Source organism: Streptacidiphilus sp. P02-A3a, assembly GCF_014084105.1.
In the GTDB taxonomy this organism is placed as follows: Bacteria; Actinomycetota; Actinomycetes; order Streptomycetales; family Streptomycetaceae; genus Streptacidiphilus.
In genome coordinates, this window is record NZ_CP048289.1 from 5,188,405 (window position 1) to 5,209,570 (window position 21,166).

General features: G+C 73.4%; 18 protein-coding genes. 12 read left to right on the forward strand and 6 right to left on the reverse strand.

Annotated elements, in window-relative coordinates:
- Window positions 1-78 precede the first annotated feature (78 nt).
- Together GXP74_RS22555 and GXP74_RS22560 are read left to right on the forward strand one after the other, a co-directional pair.
- On the forward strand, window positions 79-591 hold the full coding sequence (locus GXP74_RS22555; protein ID WP_182453057.1) for a GNAT family N-acetyltransferase: 513 nt from the start codon (window positions 79-81) through the stop codon (window positions 589-591).
- On the forward strand, window positions 588-1,919 hold the full coding sequence (locus GXP74_RS22560; protein WP_182453058.1) for an MFS transporter: 1,332 nt from the start codon (window positions 588-590) through the stop codon (window positions 1,917-1,919). Before GXP74_RS22555 ends, GXP74_RS22560 begins: the two co-directional genes overlap by 4 nt.
- Here the strand turns inward: GXP74_RS22560 and GXP74_RS41890 are convergent.
- Window positions 1,910-5,257, reverse strand: a complete 3,348-nt coding sequence (locus tag GXP74_RS41890) for a BTAD domain-containing putative transcriptional regulator (protein ID WP_182453059.1) — start codon at window positions 5,255-5,257, stop codon at window positions 1,910-1,912. The two genes, GXP74_RS22560 and GXP74_RS41890, sit on opposite strands and share 10 nt — an antisense overlap.
- A gap of 210 nt (window positions 5,258-5,467) precedes the next feature.
- Between GXP74_RS41890 and GXP74_RS22570 the strand changes: the two genes are divergently transcribed.
- Window positions 5,468-6,451 carry an aldo/keto reductase gene (locus GXP74_RS22570; protein ID WP_370468456.1) on the forward strand — a complete coding sequence of 328 codons (984 nt, stop codon included), beginning with the start codon at window positions 5,468-5,470 and terminating at the stop codon, window positions 6,449-6,451.
- A gap of 11 nt (window positions 6,452-6,462) precedes the next feature.
- On the opposite strand, the gene GXP74_RS22575 is transcribed toward GXP74_RS22570, so the two are convergent.
- The 3 genes from GXP74_RS22575 to GXP74_RS22585 form a co-directional block, all read right to left on the reverse strand.
- Window positions 6,463-7,830 carry an MFS transporter gene (locus GXP74_RS22575; RefSeq protein ID WP_182456574.1) on the reverse strand — a complete coding sequence of 456 codons (1,368 nt, stop codon included), beginning with the start codon at window positions 7,828-7,830 and terminating at the stop codon, window positions 6,463-6,465.
- Window positions 7,831-7,952: 122 nt separating this feature from the next.
- Window positions 7,953-8,600, reverse strand: coding sequence for a TetR/AcrR family transcriptional regulator (locus GXP74_RS22580; protein WP_182453061.1), 648 nt, complete (start codon window positions 8,598-8,600; stop codon window positions 7,953-7,955).
- A gap of 138 nt (window positions 8,601-8,738) precedes the next feature.
- Window positions 8,739-10,019 (reverse strand): serine hydrolase, encoded by a 1,281-nt coding sequence (locus tag GXP74_RS22585; RefSeq protein WP_182453062.1) that lies wholly within the window; start codon window positions 10,017-10,019, stop codon window positions 8,739-8,741.
- A 208-nt stretch (window positions 10,020-10,227) separates the two neighbouring features.
- On the opposite strand from GXP74_RS22585, the gene GXP74_RS22590 reads away from it, so the two are divergent.
- The 4 genes from GXP74_RS22590 to GXP74_RS22605 all read left to right on the forward strand — a co-directional run bounded on the left by GXP74_RS22590 (window position 10,228) and on the right by GXP74_RS22605 (window position 13,159).
- Window positions 10,228-10,533, forward strand: coding sequence for a MazG-like family protein (locus tag GXP74_RS22590; RefSeq protein WP_182453063.1), 306 nt, complete (start codon window positions 10,228-10,230; stop codon window positions 10,531-10,533).
- Between the two features lie 49 nt (window positions 10,534-10,582).
- Window positions 10,583-11,767 (forward strand): NAD(P)/FAD-dependent oxidoreductase, encoded by a 1,185-nt coding sequence (locus GXP74_RS22595; RefSeq protein WP_182453064.1) that lies wholly within the window; start codon window positions 10,583-10,585, stop codon window positions 11,765-11,767.
- A 277-nt stretch (window positions 11,768-12,044) separates the two neighbouring features.
- Window positions 12,045-12,260 carry an MbtH family protein gene (locus GXP74_RS22600; RefSeq protein ID WP_182453065.1) on the forward strand — a complete coding sequence of 72 codons (216 nt, stop codon included), beginning with the start codon at window positions 12,045-12,047 and terminating at the stop codon, window positions 12,258-12,260.
- A gap of 101 nt (window positions 12,261-12,361) precedes the next feature.
- Window positions 12,362-13,159, forward strand: a complete 798-nt coding sequence (locus GXP74_RS22605; protein WP_182453066.1) for a thioesterase II family protein — start codon at window positions 12,362-12,364, stop codon at window positions 13,157-13,159.
- On the opposite strand, the gene GXP74_RS22610 is transcribed toward GXP74_RS22605, so the two are convergent.
- Together GXP74_RS22610 and GXP74_RS22615 are read right to left on the reverse strand one after the other, a co-directional pair.
- Window positions 13,156-13,746 (reverse strand): cysteine dioxygenase family protein, encoded by a 591-nt coding sequence (locus GXP74_RS22610; protein ID WP_225448117.1) that lies wholly within the window; start codon window positions 13,744-13,746, stop codon window positions 13,156-13,158. The genes GXP74_RS22605 and GXP74_RS22610 overlap by 4 nt on opposite strands.
- Window positions 13,747-13,757: 11 nt before the next feature.
- Complete coding sequence (locus GXP74_RS22615) at window positions 13,758-15,074, reverse strand: cysteate synthase (protein WP_182453067.1); 1,317 nt, start codon at window positions 15,072-15,074, stop codon at window positions 13,758-13,760.
- A 421-nt stretch (window positions 15,075-15,495) separates the two neighbouring features.
- Between GXP74_RS22615 and GXP74_RS22620 the strand changes: the two genes are divergently transcribed.
- From GXP74_RS22620 to dpgD, 5 genes are all read left to right on the forward strand, one after another.
- A complete protein-coding gene (locus tag GXP74_RS22620) occupies window positions 15,496-16,713 on the forward strand; it encodes a PLP-dependent aminotransferase family protein (RefSeq protein WP_225448118.1) in 1,218 nt (405 codons plus the stop codon).
- Window positions 16,714-16,805: 92 nt separating this feature from the next.
- A complete protein-coding gene (dpgA, locus tag GXP74_RS22625) occupies window positions 16,806-17,909 on the forward strand; it encodes a 3,5-dihydroxyphenylacetyl-CoA synthase DpgA (protein WP_182453069.1) in 1,104 nt (367 codons plus the stop codon).
- Between the two features lie 26 nt (window positions 17,910-17,935).
- Window positions 17,936-18,694, forward strand: a complete 759-nt coding sequence (gene dpgB, locus GXP74_RS22630; RefSeq protein WP_182453070.1) for an enoyl-CoA-hydratase DpgB — start codon at window positions 17,936-17,938, stop codon at window positions 18,692-18,694.
- Window positions 18,695-18,726: 32 nt separating this feature from the next.
- The gene (dpgC, locus tag GXP74_RS22635; RefSeq protein WP_182456576.1) at window positions 18,727-20,037 is read left to right on the forward strand and encodes a (3,5-dihydroxyphenyl)acetyl-CoA 1,2-dioxygenase DpgC; all 1,311 of its coding nucleotides are present in this window, start codon (window positions 18,727-18,729) and stop codon (window positions 20,035-20,037) included.
- 67 nt (window positions 20,038-20,104) lie between these two features.
- Window positions 20,105-20,911, forward strand: a complete 807-nt coding sequence (gene dpgD / locus GXP74_RS22640; protein WP_182453071.1) for an enoyl-CoA-hydratase DpgD — start codon at window positions 20,105-20,107, stop codon at window positions 20,909-20,911.
- The last annotated feature ends 255 nt before the right edge of the window (window positions 20,912-21,166 follow it).

Below are 21,166 nucleotides of genomic sequence, written 5' to 3' on the forward strand. Positions count from 1 at the left end.
CCCCCGCCCCCGCCCCGCACCCATCCGGACACCCGTCCCGCGCACCCATCCGCACCGCGAACACCTTGGAGGAACGCCATGACCCCTGTGCTGCGCACCGAGCACCTGGAATTCATCCCCTACCGGGCCGAGGACGAGGACGTCTTCGTCGCCCTGCTGCGCGACGAGGAGGTGTGCCGCTGGATGGGCCAGGAGCAGGCCCCCGAGGCGGACATCCGCACGTTGTTCCGGATGATCCTGAGCGATGTGTACCCCAGACGGATGTTCGACGTGTGGGGCCTGTGGCTGGACGGGGCCTACGTCGGCCACGCGGAGCTGAAGAAGACCGGGAACGTCGACGGCCACGAGCTCATCACCGCGCTGGTCCCCGAGTTCTGGGGTCGGCGGCTGGGCCCGGAGGCCGCCCGCGGCGTGCTCCGGTACGCCGCCGACGACCTCGGCCTCAAGGAGGTCTACGGCATGGTGGGAGCCGGGAACAGCGCGAGCCTGACCGCCTGTCAGCGGATGGGCTTCCGGCATGTCCGCGATGTCGTCGGCGACGACGGAACGGTGACGAAGATGCTGGTGATCTCGACGACGGAGCCGACATGACCCGACCGGCCACGGACGACACCACCGGTTTAGCGGAGGCCGGTCGCGACCGGTCGCCGAGCCTGTGGCGCAACCGCTCCTTCAACCTCCTCTGGACCGGCGAGTGCCTCTCGGACACCGGCAGCGCCATGGCGGGACTGGCGCTGCCGCTGCTGGTGCTGCAACTGACCGGCTCACCGACGCAGGCCGGTCTGATCGGCACCGCCGGTCTCGTGGTCACGACCGCCTGCCGACTGCCGGCCGGTGTCCTGGTCGACCGCTACGACCGCCGCCGGCTGATGATCGGCTGCGACGTCCTGCGGCTGCTGGTGTACGCGGGTCTGGCCGCCGCGGTGGTGGCCGGCACCGCCGACCTGGCCATGATCCTGGCCGTGGTGGCGGTCAGCTCCGCCGCCACGGCGATCTTCAGCACCGCCGAGTTCGCCGCGGTCCCCAGCCTGGTGCGACCGGACCAGATCGTCGGCGCGGTGGCCCGCAACGAGGCGCGGAGCTACGGCACCTCCCTGGCCGGGCCGCCGCTGGGCGGCCTGCTGTTCGGGCTCGGCCGGACGCTGCCGTTCCTCGGCAACGCCCTGTCCTTCCTGCTGTCACTGGTGGCGGTGCTGTTCATCCGCCAACCCATGCAGCAGCCCCGGCCCGCCGCGGCCGCCGCCGCCGCGGGATCGCCGGGCCGGGCGGGGCTGCGGTTCCTGCTCGGCAATCCGTTCCTGCGGGCCCTGCTGGTCATCGCCGCCCCGCTGAACATGGCCTTCACCGGCATGATCTTCGCGATGACCGTCGCCCTGCGCCGCTCCGGCATGTCGCCGGTGCTGGTCGGCGTGGTCAGCACGATCTTCGCCGTGGGCGGCTTCCTCGGCGCCTTCGCCGCCCCGGCGCTGCAACGTCGGCTGCGGCTGCCGACGCTGGTCAGGACGCTCTGCTGGTCGACCGCGGTCCTGATGGCGGTCAGCGTGCTGCCGACCATCGGCATCCTGACCGCGGTGCCCGTGGCCGCCGCGGTGTTCCTCGGCCCGACCGCCAATGCCGCCCTGTTCGGCTACCAGGCGGCGATCACCCCGGACCACCTCCAGGGCCGGGTGGTCAGCCTGATCCTGGTCGCCGCCACCTCGGCCGCCGCGCTGGCGCCCGCCCTGGCCGGGCTGCTGCTGGCCCACTTCAGCAGCCGGACCGCGCTGCTGGCCTTCCCGCTGCTGGCCACCGTCGCCGCGCTGGTGGCCACGCTCAGCAAGGGCATCGGCTCCATGTCCACCCAGCCGACCGCGCCCGCTCAGCCTGAGCCCACTGGACCCGCTGGACCTGCTGGACCCGCTGGACCCGCTCAGCCGTGAGGCTGCCCGGTGCGGTCCTCGGCCTCCAGCGCGGCCAGGAACGCGCTCGCCCGATCGGCCTCCGCGGCCCCGATCCGCCGGTACATCCCGACCGCCTGCCTCAGTTCGAGCAGGGCGGCGGCGCGGTCACCGGCGCGGGCCGCGCAGCGGGCGCCGCCCTCCAGCGCCATCGCCTCCTCGATCACGCTGCCGATCTCGCGGGCGAGGTCCACGGCCCGCCGGTAGACGGCCCTGGCCTCGGCCGGTCCGGTGGTCTCGGCCACCAGCGCGCCGGTGCTGACCAGGACCTCGACCACGCCCTGCGGCTCGCCGAGGTCCTGGAACAGGCTCAGGGCGCGTTCCAGCAGCTCGGCCGCCGCCGTCAGGTCCCCGGTCGCCTGCCGGACCCGGCCCAGCTCGCGCCGGGCGTTGGCCTCGCCCTGGCGGCTGCCGATGTCCTGGAAGATCGTCAGGGCGCGCTCGAACTGCTCAGCCGCGGCCGGGACGTCGCCCGCCGCGAACCGCACCCGGCCCAGGTCGCACCGGGCGAACGCCTCGTTCGGGCGGTGGCCGATGTCCTGGAAGATGGCCAGCGCCTGCTCCTGGAGCGCGGTCGCCACCGGGAAGTCCCCGGCCGCCTGCCGCACCCGGCCCAGGTCCCCCAGCGCGTTGGCCTCGCCCTGGCGGCTGCCGATGTCCTGGTAGATCGTCAGCGAGCGCTGGAACAGCGCCGTCGCCTCCGGCAGGTCGCCCGCCGCGAACCGCATCCGCCCCAGGTCCCAGTGGGCGTTCGCCTCGCCGAGGCCGTCGCCGAACTCCTGGAAGATGGCCAGCGCGCGTTGGAACAGCTCCACCGCCGCCGGCAGGTCCATCTCCGCGTACCGCACCCGCCCCAGGTCCTGCAGCGCGTCGGCCTCCTCGCTGAGGCGCCGGGGGAGGCTCCGGTAGGCAGCGATGGAGCGCTCCTGGAGTTCGGCCGACCCCGGGAAGTCCCCGGTCGCCAGCCGCAGTCGGCCCAGCTGGTACAGGCCCCTGGCCTCGCCGTGGACGCTGCCGAGGTCCTGGTAGATGGCCAGGGCCTGCTCCTGCGCGCCGGTGGCGGCGGCGAGGTCCCCCAGCTGGTAGTGGATGCGCCCCAGGTCCCACAGCGCGTTCGCCTCGCCGAGGCGGTCGTCGGACTCCCGGGCGGCGGTCGCCGCGGCCCGGTGCAGCGCCACGGCCTGCGGCCAGGGGCCGTCCTGCTGGAGGTAGGAGGTCAGCGCGCCGGTCAGGGCGATCAGGCGGCGCGGCTGGTCGGCGACGCGGCCGACACCGGCGAGCAGGTTGTCGTGCTCGGCCCGCATCCAGGCCAGCGCGGTCGCCCGGTCGGTGATCCCGGGCGCCACCGCGCGCGCGGCGGCGGCCCGGGGCGGCCCGGGCCGGGTGTAGCGGGCGAGGTGGCCGTCCGCGAGGTCGGCGGTCTGCTGGTAGTAGTCCAGCAGCTCGCGCAGCGCGGTGTCCCGCTCCCCGGCCGCGCCCGGGTCCTGGCCGCCCAGTGTGCGGGCGTAGAGCCGGAGCAGGTCGTGGAACTGGTAGCGGCCCGGGGTGTGCTGGGTCAGCAGGTTGTGGTCGAGCAGGGACTCCAGCAGCCGCTCGGCGGCGCGCTCGTCCACCCCGGCCAGGTTCGCGGCGGCGTACACGTCGAAGTCGGCCCCGGGGACCACCGCGAGCAGCCGGAACAGCCGCTGCTCGGCGCCGGTCAGCGCGGTGTAGGAGGACTCGAAGACCGCCGCGAGGTCGCGGTCCGCGTCCTGGAGGTAGTCCAGTCGGCGGTGCTCGTCGTGGAGTTGCTCCACGACGTCCTCGATCCGCAGGGCGCGGCGGTGCCGCAGCCGGGCGGCGGTGATCCGGATGGCCAGCGGCATCCGACCGCACAGGGCGGCCAACTCCGCTACCGCGGGGTGGTCCTGCGGGATCCGGCCGGGACCGGCGACGGTGTGCAGCAGGGCGACCGCGTCGGCCTCGGGCAGTACGTCGAGGGCGAGCGACTGCGCGTCTTCGAGACCGGTCAGCCGTCTGCGGCTGGTGACCATCACCAGGCACCCGGGGGTGGCCGGGAGCAGCGGCCGGACCTGCGCGGCACCGGCCGCGTTGTCCAGGAAGATCAGCGTCCGGGTGCCCGCGAGCCGGTCCCGGTAGAACGCGGCGCGCTCCCCCAGGCCCACCGGGATCAGCTGCGGCGGCACGCCGAGCGAGCGCAGGAACCAGTCCAGCGCGGTACCGGCGTCGAGCGGTGCCATGCCGGGGGTGTGCCCGTGCAGGTCGATGAACAGCTGCCCGTCCGGGAACTGCTCACGCACCCGGTGGGCGGCCCGGATCGCCAGCGCCGTCTTGCCGATACCGGCCATGCCGTCGATCGCGGAGACCACCACCATGCCCGCGGCGGAACCGGTCGGGGCTTCCCGGGCGAGGGCCAGCAGCCGGTCGAGCTCCCGCGTGCGGCCGGTGAACGTGCGCGGTTCGACCGGCAGTTGGAAGCGCGGGCCGCGGACCGCCGCCGGGGCGGCCGCAGCGGCGGCGCCGGGGCCGGGGGTGGCCGCGCCGCCCGTGCCGGGTGTCGGCGCGGGGGCGGCGAGGTCGGGGTCGGCCCGCAGGATCCGGCCGTGCAGCTCCCGCAGCGGCGCCGAGGGCTCCACCCCGAGCTGCTCGACCAGGGTGCGGCGCAGCCCTTGGAACGCCTCCAGCGACTCGGCCTGCCGTCCGGCGCGGTACAGGGCGAGCATCAACTGCCGGTGCAGTTCCTCCCGCAGGGGGTGCGCCCGGACCAGGGACTGGGTCTCGGCGACCAGTTCGCTGTGCCGTCCCAGCCGCAGATCCGCCTCGATCCGCCCCTCCAGGGCCAGCAGCCGGGTCTCCTCCAGTCGTTGGATCTCGGCGGCGGCGTCCGCGGAGGTCGGCAGGTCGGACAGCGGCTCCCCCCGCCACAGGGCCAGCGCCGTGGCCAGGGTGTCCCGGGCGGCGGCGTTGTCGCCCGCGTGCAGGGCGCGGCGCCCCTCGGCGCAGGTGTCGGTGAACACCCGGGTGTCGAGCTCGCCGTCCCCGACCTGGGCCAGGTAGCCCAGGTCCGGGACGGTGAGCACCCGCCCGGCCGCCGGGCCGAGCTGACGGCGCAGCCGCGACACGTGGTTGCGCAGCCCGGCGGTGGTCGCGGCGGGCCGCTCCTCGCCCCAGACCGCCTGCGCCAGCTTCTCCCCCGACACCGCCTGGTTGGCGTTCAGCAGCAGCACCGCGAGCACGGTGCGCGGGATCCCCGCGGGCAGCGCCACCGGCTCCCCACGACCGTCGTCGACGCTCAATGGTCCGAGCAGGTTGAACCGCACCACACGCCTCCGCTGTCGAAATCCGCTGCCGGAACAGCCCGCGCTCCCGCCCCGGGAGCCGTCGCCGATGATCTTATGTGTTGATGACCGGATATGTATGGACCGAGGTTCAGCGGGCTGCTCGACCGGCCGACCGGATGCTGGCTGTAACCTGCTCGCACGAACCTGCCCGCCCGAACCTGCCCGCCCGAATCGCGAAGGATGTCGCACGTGTCGCTGGAACGCCTGCGGACCGGTGCTCCCCAGACCGCCGGGTTCGGGCTGGGGCTGGCCGCGGTCGCCCGTCCCGGGTACATCACGCTGGGCCGGAGCGAGGACCTGCCCGCCGACCGCTCGGTCGAGGCGCTGCGGCAGCGCGCGCACCAACTGCTGGACGCCGCCTACGCCCAGGGCGTCCGGTACTTCGACGTGGCCCGCTCCTACGGTCGCGCCGAGGAGTTCCTGGCCTCCTGGCTCGGTGGGCACCCGGAGGCCGCGGACGCGGTGGTCGGCAGCAAGTGGGGCTACACGTACACCGCCGGGTGGCGCACCGACGCCGAGGTGCACGAGGTCAAGGACCACGGCGCGGCCGCCTTCGAGCGGCAGTCGGCCGAGACCCGCGCGCTGCTCGGCCCACGGCTCGACCTCTACCAGATCCACTCGCTCACCCCGGACAGTCCGGCACTGACCGATACCGCGCTGCACCGGCGGCTGGCCCGGCTCGCGGACGAGGGGGTCACCATCGGCTTCTCGTCCAGCGGCCCGGCCCAGGCGGACGCGATCCGGGCCGCGTTGGCGGTCGCGGTGGACGGGGCGCCGCTCTTCCGCAGCGTCCAGGCCACCTACAACCTGCTGGAGCCCTCGGCCGGTCCGGCGCTCGCCGAGGCCCACGCGAGCGGGCTCACGGTGATCGTCAAGGAGGGCATGGCCAACGGCCGCCTGGCCGACCGGAACGCGACCGGCCCGGACACCGCCGCCCTGCGCGGGACCGCGGCGGCGATCGGAGCCACCCCCGACGCCGTGGCGCTGGCCGCGGTGGCGGCCCAGCCGTGGGTGGACGTGGTGCTCTCGGGAGCCGCCGACGTCCAGCAGCTCGGCAGCAACCTCGCCGCGGCGCGGGCCCGGCTCGGCCCCGAGGACCTGGACCGGCTGGCCGTGCTGGCGCAACCTGCCGCGGACTACTGGGCGTACCGGGCGCGCCTCCCGTGGACGTGACACCCCGCCCGTCAGCTCCCTGACCACCGACCCGGTCGCCGGGCGGGTCGGCCGCCGACTACCGCGAGCGGTGATCCGGCCGGGGGTCCGGGCAGCAGGCGGGCCGGGACCAGGGCGAGGGCGGTGACGGCGGCCAGGGCCAGGGCGGTGGGGGTCGTGGCCGGGCCGGACGAGCCGGCGGCTCCGGCGGCGACGGCGATGCCGAGGGTCGGGCCGAGGTTCATGGCGGTCTGCTTGAGCCCGCTGACGACCCCGGCGTAGCCGGGAGGCGTCTCACCGGCGACCGAGCCGGTGGCGGTGACCATCACTGTGGCGAAGCCCGCGCCCAGCAGCACGGCGGTGGCCGCGATGAACGGCAGGCCGGTGCCGGGGTCGAACCGGGCCAGGCCGCCGATACCGAGCACGACCAGCAGCGTTCCCGCGGTCGCGCAGCGGCGCGGGCCGTACCGACGCAGCGCCAGGGCCGCCACCGGTGCGCCGAGGATCATCGCCCCGGTCAGCGGCAGCATCCGCAGGCCGCAGGCGAGCGGCCCGAGCCGGAGCGTGTCCTGGAGGTAGAAGGTGGCGGTGAACAGCGCGCCGTTCAGGCCCGCGCCGGTGACCAGCAGGATGGCCATCGACGCGACCACCGGTGCCGACCCGGCCACCGCGCGCGGCACGATCGGCTGCGCGGTGCGGCGTTCGTGCCGTGCGAACAGCGCGGTCAGGGCTGCGGCGAGGGCGAGTTCGAGCAGCGTGCGCGGCGCCGTCCAGCCGCGGGCGGGCACCTCGGCCAGGGCGTGCACCAGGACCGCCGGGGCCGCCGCGAGCAGTACCGCTCCGGGCAGGTCGAGCCGCCCCGGCGCGGCAGCCGGGCCCGGACCGGCGGCGGGCGTCGGCGGCCGGGCGACCAGCGCGAGCGCGGCGATCAGCAGCGCGATCGGGGCGTTGATCCAGAAGACGGACCGCCAGCCCAGGTGTTCCAGCAGCAGGCCGCCGAGTACCGGACCGGTCCCGGCGGCCACGGCGATGGCGCTGGTACGCACCGCGATCGGGGTGCCGAGCCGGTCCGCCGGGTAGGCCAGCCGCAGCAGCGCCAGGGTGGCGGGCTGTAGCAGTGCGCCGAAGCCGCCCTGCACCACCCGCATTCCGACCACCCAGCCGACCGTGGGCGCGAGCGCGATCCCGGCCGACGCCGCCCCGAACCCGAGCACGCCGACGACCAGCAGCCGCAGGTGTCCGCACCGGTCGCCGAGCCGCCCGGCGACCACCAGCAGCGAGGCCACCGCGACCAGGTAGCCGGTGCTCGTCCACTGCACCTGGGCCACGTCGGCGCCGAGGCTCCGGCCCAGGCTGGGCTGCGCCACCAGCAGCACCGTGCCGTCCATCGCCACCAGCATCGACCCGGCCACGCTGACCAGCAGTGCCAACCGGCGCCGGACCGATCCGCCGTCGCCGGGCCCGGTGGTGTCGCCGGGTCCGGTGGTGTCGCGGGCTTCGGCGGCGGTGCGCGGTGCGGCGGTCACTGCGGCTCCGGGCCGAGGTGGGCGTCCAGCACCGCCGCCAGCAGGCGTTCGAGGCGCTCGGCGGGGTCGTCCGCCGGAGCACCCGCCACCGGCGGCCGGGCGGCGGACAGGACCAGCGGGAGGCTCCCCCACGCCCACAGCTGGGCGACTCCGTGCAGGTTCGACCAGAGCGCGGCGGCGGCCACGGCCGCTCCGCCGTCGTCGTCCGGCTCCGGGCGGCACTGGGCGACCAGGTCGGTCATCCGCGCGAACAGCGGCAGCGAGGACTCGCGCAGCCTGGGCTGGTCCGGTGGCGGCGGCGCTCCCTCCAGCAGGTCGTGGCGGAACATCAGCTCGAACATGCCCCGGCGCTCCAGCGCGTACTCGACGTACACCCGGGCGACGGCGCGCAGTCGCGTCCGGGCCGACCCGGGCGCGGCCAGCGCGGCCGCGAACCGGGTGCCGAGCTCCTGGAAGCCGCGCCGGGCGATCGCCGAGAGCAGCGCGTGGTGGGTGGGGAAGTACCGGCGCGGCGCCCCGTGCGAGACCCCCGCCCGGCGGGCGATCTCCCGCAGCCCGAGCGAGGTCGATCCCTCGGCGAGTACCAGCTCCACCCCGGCGTCGACCAGCCGCTCCCGCAGTGAACCCTGTTGTCCCTGTTCCATGGACACTGTCTACCAGCTGGCCGTAGACACTGTCTACAGCCAGTCGGCCGGGGGCGGGCGGCCGGACGCACGAGATCCCGCCCGATCGGGGTGACCGGGCGGGATCTCGTCAGGCAGGACCGAGGTGACGGGCCGTGCCTAGCCGGCGGTCTCCTCCTTGGCGACCTTGACGGCGTTGCTGACCGCGAGCTTCTTGGCGGCCGGGGTGGCCGCGGTGCCGCAGAACACCGGGGTCAGCGCCAGCAGCTCGGACGCGTAGATGTTCATGTTGTTGGACGCGTTGGCCGAGATGGTGACCTGGCGGGAGCCGTTCTTGGTCGAGTAGGCGTAGGTCTGGTAGCCCTCGATGATCCCGTCGTGGCCGTACACGTCGACGCCGCAGGGGAGTTCGTACTCGCGCAGGCCGAGGCCGTAGCGGGTGGTCGAGTTCACGAACTCGGTGTTCTCCATCTGCGCCAGCTCGGCGGCCGGGAGCAGCTTGCCGGTGGTCAGCGCGAGCAGGTAGTTGTTCAGGTCCGAGGTGCTGGAGATCAGCGCCCCGGCCGTCCAGAGCCAGGAGGCGGTCTGGTTGGTCGCGTCGAACAGCGGCTTGGTCGGGTCGTCCTGGGTGAGGTAGCCGATGGAGTGCACGCCCGGGATGGTGGTCTGCGGCACCACGAAGTAGGTGTGGTTCAGGTGCAGCGGGGTGAGGATCCGCTGCTGCAGCACCGTGGCGTACTGCTGCCCGGTCACGTGCTCGACCAGCAGGCCGAGGACCACGAAGTTGGTGTTGGAGTAGCTGTACTCGCTGCCGGGGGTGAACTGCTGCCCGTGCTTGACCGCGTCCGCGACCAGCGCCTGCGGCTGGTAGGTCTTGTAGCGGAAGCCCTGGTAGCCGGTGACGGTGTCGCCGGTCAGCAGGTCGTTGGTGTAGTCGTAGAGGCCGCTGGTGTGGTCCAGCAGCTCGCGGACGGTGATCGGCGAGCCCTTGGGCAGCAGACCGGCCGGGAGGTACGCGCTGGCCACCGTGTCGAGGTTGACCTTCTTCTGCGCCACCAGCTGCAACACCAGGACCGCGGTGAAGTCCTTGGTGATGCTGCCCACGCGGAACTCTCCGCCGGGGTTGACCGCCGCCTTCGTGGCTATGTCGCCGGAGCCCACGCTGACGGTGTAGCTCTTCTTCCCGGACCCGTCCTGCACCTGGGCGAAGACGCCCGGCGCGCCGGACTTGACGACCGCCTGCAGCGCCGTGCGCAGCGCCGTCAGGTTGGGGGCGGGGGTCGGAGCCGGGGCTGCCGCCTTGCTGACCACGGTCGCGTTGGCCGGTGCTCCGGTCGCCAGGACCGAGGCGAGGGTTCCGGCCAGTACTGCGCCGACCAGGGTTCCCCTGGCGGCGCGGGTACGACGTCGATACACGTACATCTCCAGTTCCGTGCTCATACAAACAGATCGCGCCCAGCATCGCAGAGATCGGGCTGCCCCGGCCGGGAGTTGATCCGGCGGCGGCTGTGAGATGGCCGACCCCGGGACGGGCCGCACCGGCCTCGAACTCCCCTCCGCAGGGTGACACCGCCCACGAAGCCGGTACGTCGGCGGGCAGCCTCGCTAGGCTTTCGAGAGCACCCGCCGCACCACCGCCGGAGGAGTCGTGGAGATCGCACACGCCCAGCAGCTCGCCTGGGAGAACAAGAACGCCAAGGGGTTCAACACCACCAATGTGGCCCTGGAGTTCGGCCTGCTCAGCGCCGAGGTGGGCGAGGCCTTCACCGCGTGGCGCAAGGGCCTGCCCGACCTCGGCGAGGAACTGGCCGACGTCTTCCTCTACCTGACGGCCCTGGCCGAGATGAACGGCGTGGACCTCGCCTCCGAAGTGGCCCGGAAGATCGAGAAGAACGCGCGACGGACGTACGCGCGGGACTCGCGCGGGGTACCGGTCCGCACAAGCGACAGGTAACCGCCGCACCGGTCCAGAATCGAGGGCAACCGGACGAAGGGCTTCGACCATGCGCATCCTGATCATCGGCGGCGGCATCGCCGGGACCGCGACCGCGCTGGCCCTGCACCAGGCGGGGTTCGCGGTCTCCGTCCACGAGGCCCACCCCGACAGCGCGGAGGACATCGGGGCGTTCCTCACCCTGGCCGACAACGGCATGCGGGCCCTGGCGCAGATCGGCGCGGCCGAGACGGTCACTGCCGTGGGCTTCCCGCTGACCACCATGCGGGTGCTCGCCGCCGACGGCGACGAGGTCGCCGAGATCCCGCTGGGTGAGGCCGACCGGCCGCTGTCCCGCTTCCGCTGCCTGCGCCGGAGCGAGCTGAACCGCGCGCTCCAGGCCGAGGCCGGGCGGCGCGGCATCGCCCTGGCGCACGGGGTGCGGCTGACCGCCCTGAGCGACCGTCCCGCCTCGGTCCGGGCGACCTTCAGCGACGGCAGTACCGCGAGCGGGGACCTGCTGATCGGCGCGGACGGGATCAACTCCACCGTCCGCTCGTCGCTCGACCCCGGTGGCGCCGGTCCGCGCTACGCGGGACAGCGGGTCTACTACGGCTACTGCTCCGGTGTGCTGCCGGGCGGGGACTCCGAGCGGATCACGATGATCCGCGGCAGCGGCGCCGCCTTCGGCTGCGCGACCTCGCCCAGCGGCGAGACCCACTGGTTCGCCCGGGTGTCCGGACCGGCGGCCACGGCGGCCGAGCTCGCGGGCGGCACGCCGACGCGGTGGCGCGACCTGCTGCTCCCGCTGCTCCGCGCGGACGCCACACCGGCGGCGGACCTCGTCGCCGCGACGGACCGCCGGATCATGGTGACCAACGCCTGCGACCTGCCTCCGGGCGCGCCGTGGGCCGAGCACCGGACGCTGCTCATCGGCGACGCCGCGCACGCCGCCTCCCCGGCCACCGGCCAGGGGGCCGCCATGGCGCTGGAGGACGCGGTGGTCCTGGCCAAGGCGCTGCGCGACTACCCGGGGACCGCGACCGCCCTGGCCGCCTACGAGCGGCTCCGCCGCCCCAGGGTGGAGCGGAACACCGCCGCCAGCGCCCGGATCACCGACGGCACGGCGCCGCCGCGTCCCGACCCGGGCCGGACGCCGGGCCCCGGAGCCGGGGGCGGCGGCCGACCGGTCACCCGGGTGGACCCGGAGCTGCTCCGCCAACTCGACTGGGACACCCCCCTCACCTCGGTGTGATCCGCGTTGGCGGCCGACGACCGAGCAACTGGCGTCCGCCGTGCCCGCTTTGGACCGCGACTCGAAAATCTGTGGGACAAGTTCACCCAGGCGACTCTCCGCGGCGGTCTGTTGTTCTTGGCGGCCGATCATGGTCGTGCCGAGACCGCGCCCACCGCCGAGGTGCGGCGGGATCACAGCACCGGGCACGTGGTGGACACCGCGGCCGCTCGCACCCGCCGTCGCCACGGCGGCCGCGGTGCGGTCGGCCGGCCACCGTTCAGAGAGGACACACCCCATGGCGAACCCATTCGAAGACGCGGACGGCACCTACCTGGTGCTGGTCAACGAGGAGAACCAGCACTCGCTCTGGCCCGCCTTCGCCGAGGTCCCGGCCGGCTGGACGGTCGCCTGCGGCCCCACCGGACGCCAGGACTGCCTCGACTACGTCGAAGCCAACTGGACCGACATGCGCCCGGCCAGCCTGATCCGGGCCATGGCAGAGGCGAACTGACGGCCCGCTAGGCTGCGACTGCCAGCCACAGCCAGTACGCGCGGCCCGGGCAGTCGCCCGGGCCCGCTGCTGTTCTCCCCCGCACCGAAGAGGCCTCGCGCATGTCCCTTCCCGCCAGCACCGACAACCCCTGGGTCCGCCCCTGGAATCCGCGCCCCCACGCCCGGATCCAGCTGCTGTGCCTGCACCCGGCGGGCGCCGGGGCCTCCTTCTACCAGGACTGGTCCGCCGCGCTGCCCCTCGACGTCGAGTTGCTGGCCGTGCAACTCCCGGGCCGGGAGAGCCGGTTCGTGGAGCCGCTGCTGGAGGACTACGAGCAGGCGGTAGCCGCCACGTACGCCGCGCTGCGCCCGTACCTCGCCCGGCCGTACGCGCTCTTCGGCCACAGCATGGGCGCGCTGCTCGCGTACGGGGTCGCGCTCGCCGCGCGGCGGCACGGCGATCCCGCGCCCGCGCGGCTGTTCGTCAGCGGCGCCGCCGGTCCCGGCGTCCCGCGCGACAACACCGGACGCCCGGGCTGGACGGACGACGAACTCGTCGCCGAACTGGTCCGGTTGGGCGGCACGCCGAAGGAGGTCCTGGCGCACGCCGAACTGCTCAACCTGCTCCTGCCGTTGCTCCGCGCCGACTTCACGCTCTGCGACTCCTTCGAGGCGTCCCCGGCCTTCACCGTGGGCGCGGAGCCGCCGCTGGACTGCCCGGTCTCGATCCTCGGCGGCGACGAGGACGAGCGGACCGCCGCCGAGCTCGCCCACTGGTCCGCGGTGACCAGCGGCGGCTCGACCCAGCGGGCCTTCCCCGGCGGCCACTTCTTCCTCCGCGACCCGTCCGGACCGGCGGTCCGAGCCGCGGTCGCCGCGGACCTGGCCGCCCGACGTGATCCGAAAGACCGGCCCTAGACCGGCGCGGCGGCGGTCAGCACCGGCTGGTCGTAGGTGCGGCGGATGCTGGTGCCCCGCTGCCGCACGTCCACGCCGTAGACGTGCAGCGAGACGGCGGTGGCGGTGGTCGCGTTGCGCACCCGGTGGATGTCGCCGGGCGGCGTGACCCAGGTGACCGCGCCGGCCGGGTGGACGGTGGTGGCGACCGGGAGCAGCACGGTCCGCTCACCTCCGGCGTCCAGCCGGTAGCTCGTCTCCTCCTCGGCGCCCAGGTGGGTGCCGACCACGCACCACGCGGTGTGGTCGTGGATGCTGGTCCGCTGTCCGGGCAGCCACACCAGGGCGACCACGGAGAAGGAGCCGTCCGCTTCGACGTGCAGCACGTGCTGGCGGTATCCGGCCGGATCGGGTTCCAGCTGCGCGGGCGGCACCAGGTCGGTGCGGCACAGGAACGGTGCCAGCGCGTCGGCGACCCGTCGCGCGCGTTCCTCGGCCGTCGGGGCGGCCCGCACCCCGGCTCGGATGGCGGCCACGAGTTCGCTGAGGAGTTCGGTCATGAGAGGCGACTGCTCCAGTGCGGTGAGGGCGATCTGACGGATAGTCACATACGCTGGTGTCAGGCCATGGCGGGCAGCGGCCCGGGAACCGCCGCCACCGCCGCGATCGCAGCCAGGCTCGCCGGGTCGTGCACGGCCGCCCGGGGGACGGTCAGGTCGGGTTGACGGGTCGTCAGTACATGGTCCCGGGCGAACCGGGCCCGGCCGCCGCCGGTGATGTTCAGCAGCACCGACGCCCTGGTGTCGATCCGGCCCGCCGCCACGGCCGCCCGCAGCGCGGCGAGCGCGACCCCGGCGGCCGGTTCGATGTCGATCCCCTCCAGCTCCTGGAAGGAGGCCATGGCCGCCAGCGCTGCCCCGCGGTCGGCGACGAGGACGTCCCCGGCGCTCTCGGTCAGCGCCTCGCACAGGCCGCCACGCAGGTCGTACGGCGGGCGGCGGTTGGTCAGTTCCGGCGCGAACGCCAGCTCGGTGGCCCGGCGTTGGCCCTCCTCGGAGCCGCTCTCCCAGAGGCGTTCGCCGGTCTCCCAGGCGCGGTACACCGGCGCGTAGGCGTCGTTCTGAGCCAGAATCAGCTGCGGCAGCGGTCCCGGGCGGCTACATCGGAGCCGGAGCGCGGCCTCGTGCACGGCGATGGCCCCGGCTCCGCTGCCGATCGCCTGCAAGTAGTACTCGGGCAGTTGACCCATCGTCTCGACGGCGGCGAGCAGCACGGTGGCCAGACCGTCCCGGCGGCCGACGTTCCTGGTCCCGCCCTCGTGGACGAAGCCGGGGAGCCGGGCCAGCGCGTCGCTGAGCGCGATGGCGTCGGCGTAGTCGGCCCCCTCGACCGCGATCAGGCGTACCAGTGCGGAGCGCGGGCCACGGGTGCGCAGTCGGGGCACGGCGGAGGCGGGGACCACGATGGCCACCGGGACCTCGTACCGCGAGCAGAGTTCGGCGAAGGCGGCGGCGGTGTTGCCCGCCGAGGCGACCACCAGCGTCCCGGCGTCCGCCGGGATCCGGCCGATCACCGCGGCGGCCTCAAGTTCCTTGAAGGTACCGGTAGTCAGGTCGCCGCCGCGCTCGGGCCAGTAGCCGTTGAAGGCGATCCACAGCTCGTCCAGGCCGAGTTCGGCGGCCAGCCGCTCGCTGCGGTGCACCACGGTCCGGCCGGTGCCCTCAAGCGTGCGCCGCACCGGCAGCCAGTCGCGGTAGCGGAACACCCCGCTCTGACTGGCGTCGGGGACGAACTCGGTTGCCTGGTAGTCGGTTTGCCACAGCCCGGGCTCGTGCTGCCCGGCGCAGCCGAGGGTCAGGCCATCGTCGGCCTGTCGTCTCCCGCAGACGGAGCACACGAGGCGGTAGTGGGACGCGTCGGTCGAATCACCGTGCATGGTGCTGTTCACTCTCGGTGTGGTCGGTGCGTCAGGATCCCGCCGTACAGCCGATCCCGGGCTGTCCGGGTCAACTGGCCCGGTACCGGCGCGGTGCACTCGCGGCTCAGAGCCTGGGGCGCGCGACGGAACAGCGGATCTCGCTCGTGCGAACGCGAGATGAATTCACCCTTGATAGTGGTGGCTTCCCGAGCGGTTCATCTTCCTTCATTGGCACGTCAGTTGCGGTACGCCGATGATATTGACTAGCCTTCAGCCGGAGAAGCACCGATCGCAACGGTTCGCCGTGCCGATCTCAAGGGCAGCGCTGCACTCCGAACCACCGCGAAGGACAAGCGTGGCGAACCACCGACCCAGTGTTTTCACGGAAATCGACCTGTCGGACCTTCACGCTTCACTGGCCGCCCCGGTCAGCGAATCCATGAACTTCCTCAACGAGATCGCCCACCGGTTCCCGGACGCCATATCCCTGGCCGCCGGGCGGCCGTTCGAGGGTTTCCTCGACCCGGACGACGTCCACCGCTATTTCGACGCCTACCGTCAGCACCTGAGCTCCCGCCTGGGCGGCGACGAGGCTGCCGTACGCCGCACGCTGCTTCAGTACGGGCGCACCAAGGGCATCATCCACGAGCTGATCGCCGACCACCTGCGGGTGGACGAGGGGATCACCGCCGATCCGGAGGCCCTGGTGGTCACCGTCGGCTGCCAGGAGGCCCTCTACCTGACGCTGCGCGCGCTGCGCCGCAGCGACCGGGACGCGGTGCTGGCGGTGACGCCCAGCTATGTCGGGGTGCACGGGGCCGCCCAGCTGGTGGACATGCCGGTGCTGCCGGTCCGCGAGTCGCCCGAGGGCATCGACCTGGAGGACCTGCGGGCGCAGGTCCGGTGCGCCCGGGCGGCCGGCCTCAACCCCCGGGCCTGCTACGTCATCCCCGACTTCGCCAACCCCAGCGGGATCAGGCTCGACCTCGACACCCGGCGGCAACTGCTGCGGATCGCCGCCGAAGAGGACCTCCTGATCCTGGAGGACAACCCCTACGGCCTGTTCGGCGACCCGGCCGGACCGCCGACGCTCAAGGCCCTGGACAGCACTGCCCGGGTCGTCTACCTGGGCTCCTTCGCCAAGACCGGCCTTCCGGGCGCGCGGGTCGGCTTCGCCCTGGCGGACCAGCGGATGGCCGGGTCGCCGGGGGTCCTGGCGGACCAGCTGGCCAAGATCAAGAGCATGCTGACGGTCAACACCTCGCCGATCGCGCAGGCCGTGATCGGCGGCAAGCTGCTGGCCCACGGGTCCAGCCTGCGAGCCGCCAACGCCCGTGAGACCGCGCACTACCAGCAGAACCTGGCTCAGGTGCTGTCCGGACTGGCGAAACGATTCAGCGACTCCCCCGGGGTCTCCTGGAACACCCCCGCCGGCGGTTTCTTCCTGCTGCTCACCGTGCCCTTCCCGGTCGGCGACGAACTGCTCGAAGTCAGCGCCGAGAAGTTCCGAGTGCTGTGGACACCGGTCCACCATTTCTATGCCGACGCCCGGGCACGCAATGTCATGCGGCTCTCCTTCAGCCATCTGCGATCCGACGAGATCGAAGCGGGACTCGACCGCCTGGCGGACTTCATCCGCGAACAGCCGCACACCTGACAGCCGATTCAGAAAAGGGAGGCCGTGAATCCGATGGACGTGTACACGCCGCTTTTGCGGAGCAAACCGAGAAGCTGGGGCTGGACGTACCGATGACTACCGCCGTACCCGAACTGTCCCGTATCGCCGGAGTCGGCACCGCGGTTCCCGGAAATTCATATTCACAGCAGGAAGTCCTGGACATCTTCGGGATCGAGGATCCCCGAGTGAGATCCGTCTTCCTCAACAGCGCCATTGAGCGCCGATTCCTGACCCTCCCGCCCGAAGGCCCCGACGGCGCCCGGGTCATGGAGGTCCAGGGTGAACTCCTCGCCAAGCACAAGGCCCAGGCCGTCGACATGGGTGTGCGCGCCGTCCAGGAATGCCTCAAGGACACCGGCGCCGACCTGTCCGACATCGGCTACCTCTGCTGCGTCACCACCACCGGCTTCCTCACCCCGGGTCTGAGCGCCCTGATCATCCGTGAGCTGGGCATCGACCCGCACACCAGCCGCCTCGACGTCGTCGGCATGGGCTGCAACGCCGGTCTCAACGCGCTCAACGCCGTCAACGGCTGGGCCCGCGCCCACCCGGGCCGACTCGCCCTCATGGTCTGCTCCGAGGCCTGCTCCGCCGCCTACGTCTTCGACGGCACCATGCGTACCTCGGTGGTCAACAGCCTCTTCGGCGACGGCGCCGCGGCCGTCGCACTGGTCGCCGACACGCCCGAGCCGGAGCGCGAGTCGGAGTCCGGGTCCGCGCCGCCGCCGGACCGGGGGCCGCGGATCCTGAAGTTCGCCAGCTACATCATCACCGACGCCGTCGACGCCATGCGCTACGACTGGGACGGTCAGCAGGACCGGTTCAGCTTCTTCCTGGACCCGCAGGTGCCCTACGTGGTCGGCGCCCACGCCGAACGCGTCGTCGACCGGTTGCTCTCCGGTACCGGATTGCGCCGCGGCGACATCGACCACTGGCTGGTGCACTCCGGCGGCAAGAAGGTCATCGACGCCGTCGGGGTCAACCTCGGCCTGACCCGCCACGACGTCCGGCACACCACCAGCGTGCTGCGGGACTACGGCAACCTGTCCAGCGGCTCGTTCCTCTTCTCCTACCAGCGGCTGCTGGAGGAGCAGGTGGCGCGGCCCGGCGACCACTGCGTGCTGATGACCATGGGCCCGGGATCCACCATCGAGACCGCCCTGGCCCGCTGGTGACCGCCCCGAGCACCACACCGGGGACCATGCCGAGCACCGAGCCGAGCACCGAGCCGGGGACCACGTCGGGGACCACGCCGGGGATCGCCCGAACCGAGCAGAAGGACCACACCACCGTGAACCACACGACCGAACCGCCGCTGATCGACGGCGCCCGGCCGCTGTCGGCCGAGACCGTGCAGGCCCTGAACGAGCTGTGCGGCCGGGCCGAGGACGCCGCGGGCTCCGGCGTCCGCACCCCGCTGGTGCTGCGGGTCGGCGGCGCGCCCGTACCCGCCGCCGTGCCCGCCCCGCCGCTGGCCCTGGTCAACAAGTGGGAGCGCGCGCTGCGCCGCCTGGAGCGGCTCGACCTGCCGACCGTCGCCCTGGTCAGCGGCGACTGCGGCGGCACCGCCCTGGAGGCGCTGCTGGCCACCGACCACCGCATCGCCACCCCCGGCAGCCGCCTGCTGCTGCCGGCTGCCGCGGACGGCCTCTGGCCCGGCATGGCCCTCTACCGGCTCGCCAACCAGGCCGGAATCGCCGCCACCCGGCAGGCGGTCCTCTTCGGCGGAGCCCTCCCGGCCGAGCGGGCGCTGGCCCTGCACCTGCTCGACCGGCTCGCGGCGGACCCGTCGGCCGCTCTCGCCGACGACGCCGAGAGCCTGGCCGCGGCCTCCGGCGGGATCGCCATCCGTCGGCAGCTGATGCTCGACGCCGGAACCACCAGCTTCGAGGAGGCCCTCGGCAGGCACCTCGCCGCCTGCGACCGGCTGTTGCGCCGCACCGCCGCGGCGTCGTCGTGACCACCGGCACGCCCCCCGCCGCCGCGCTCCCGATCGGCGCGGACCTGGCGCAGGCCCGCCGCACCCTGGCCGACGCCGCCGCGCGCGCCGACGCCGTACTGGCCGCGCTGCCCGCGCCCGCCGACCGCGGCCCCGAGCAGCAGGCGCTCGCCGCCGACGCCAAGAACGCCGCCCGGACCGTCCGCAGCCGCTTCCTGGCCCAGCACGGCGAGGCGGTCTACCGGCAGCTCACCGACGGCCACCGGATGCACCTGCGGCTGCCGGAACTCGTCGCGGGCGCCGCCACGGACTGGCCCGGGCTGCTCCCCGGCCCCGAGCAGCTGGCGACCGAGCAGGGCAGGCTCCAGGCCGAGAAGGAGGGCCTGGAGATCGACCAGGGCCTCTTCCTGCGCGACATGCTCCGCTCCCCCGCCTCCGGCCGCCACCTGCTGGACGCGATGGCCCTGCCGACCGCCCGGGCCCTGGAGCTGCTCCCCGAGTTCCGCCGTACCGGTGAGCTCGACCTCGGCTCCGTCCGGCTGGAGCGCCGCGACGGCGCCGCACGGCTGACCATGTGCCGCACCGACTGCCTCAACGCCGAGGACAACCGCCAGGTCGACGACATGGAGACGGCGGTCGACCTCGCCCTGCTCGACCCGGAGGTACGGGTCGGCCTGCTGCGCGGCGGCGAGATGACCCACCCCCGGTACCGGGGCCGCCGGGTCTTCAGCGCGGGCATCAACCTGAAGAGCCTGCACACCGGCCAGATCTCGCTGGTCGACTTCCTGCTCCGGCGCGAGCTGGGCTACATCAACAAGATCCAGCGCGGACTGCGGGTCGACCACGCGGGCTCCTGGCACACCCCCACCATCGAGAAACCGTGGGTGGCGGCCGTCGACACCTTCGCCATCGGCGGCGGCGCGCAACTGCTGATGGTCTTCGACCGGGTGCTGGCCGCCGCCGACTCGTACGTCAGCGTGCCCGCCGCCCAGGAGGGCATCGTCCCCGGCGCGGCCAACCTGCGGCTCGGACCGCTCGCCGGGGGCCGGGTCTCCCGCCAGGTGGTGCTCTGGGGGCGCCGGATCCACGCCACCGAACCCGATGCCCGGCTGCTGCTGGACGAGGTGGTCGAACCGGAGCTGATGGACGCGGCCGTGGCCGAGTCGCTGGACCGGCTCGACAGCCAGGCGGTGGTCACCAACCGCCGGATGCTGAACCTGGCCGAGGAGCCGCCGGACCACTTCCGGCAGTACATGGCCGAGTTCGCCATGCAGCAGGCGCTGCGGCTCTACAGCCAGGACGTGATCGGGAAGGTCAGCCGCTTCGCCGCAGCGGCCGGCACGGCGCGCGCGGCCCGCGGCTGACCGCTCCCGGCTCCCGGCTCCGCTGACGACCCTGCCCATCCCACCGGAACAGCTCAGAAAGCCGACCATGCCGACAGACCTCACCCGGATCCGCTACGAGAAGCGCGACCGCGTCGCCCACGTCACACTCGACCGTCCGGAACGCCTGAACGCCATGGATCTGCGGATGCACGAGGAACTGGCCCGCGTCTGGGACGACTTCGAGGCCGACGACGACCTCTGGCTCGCCGTCCTCACCGGTGCCGGGGACCGGGCGTTCTCGGCCGGACAGGACCTCAAGGAACTCGCCGCCCGGATCACCGACGGCAGCAACGCCCCGTCCACCTTCGGCAGCCGGGGCAAGCCCGGGTGGCCCCGGCTCACCGAGCGGTTCGACCTGGCCAAGCCGGTGATCGCCCGGGTCAACGGCCACGCCTTCGGCGGCGGCTTCGAACTCGCGCTCGCCTGCGACGTGATCGTGGCCTCGGACACCGCCACCTTCGCCCTGCCGGAGGCCAAGCTCGGCCTGATCGCCGGTGCGGGCGGGGTGTTCCGGCTCGCCCGGCAGGCACCGCACCGGGTCGCCGTCGGACACCTGATCACCGGTCGCCCGATGACCGCCGCCCGCGCCTACGAACTGGGCCTGGTCAACGAGGTCGTGGCCGCCGACGACCTGGACACCTGCGTGGACGCCTGGATCGCGGACATCCTGCGCTGCGCCCCGCTCGCCGTCCGCGCGGTCAAGCAGGCCGCCGCCGCAGCGGCCACCCTGCCACTCGACCAGGCCTTCCAGACCCGGTTCCCCTGGGAGGAGCGGCGGATGCACAGCGCGGACGCGGAAGAGGGACCGCTCGCCTTCGTCGAGAAGCGGTCCCCGGAGTGGAAAGCCCGCTGAACCCCTCAGTAACTATGCGATTTGTTCGAGAGTTTGACCTTCATTCACCATCCGGGCTCTCTCCAGGACTCTGCCTCGGGCAGCGTGAGCCCCGAGCATGATCCACAGACCAGCCTGACCCCACTGATTCCTGATCCCAGGTATCCCAGGCGTCCCACCCGAAGCGGCTCTCAGGGCCGCCTCACCACCGTGGGTGGGCATCCAATGACGCCGACCAGGCGCATGGCCGCTGCTAAACGAACCGGAGCACTGAAG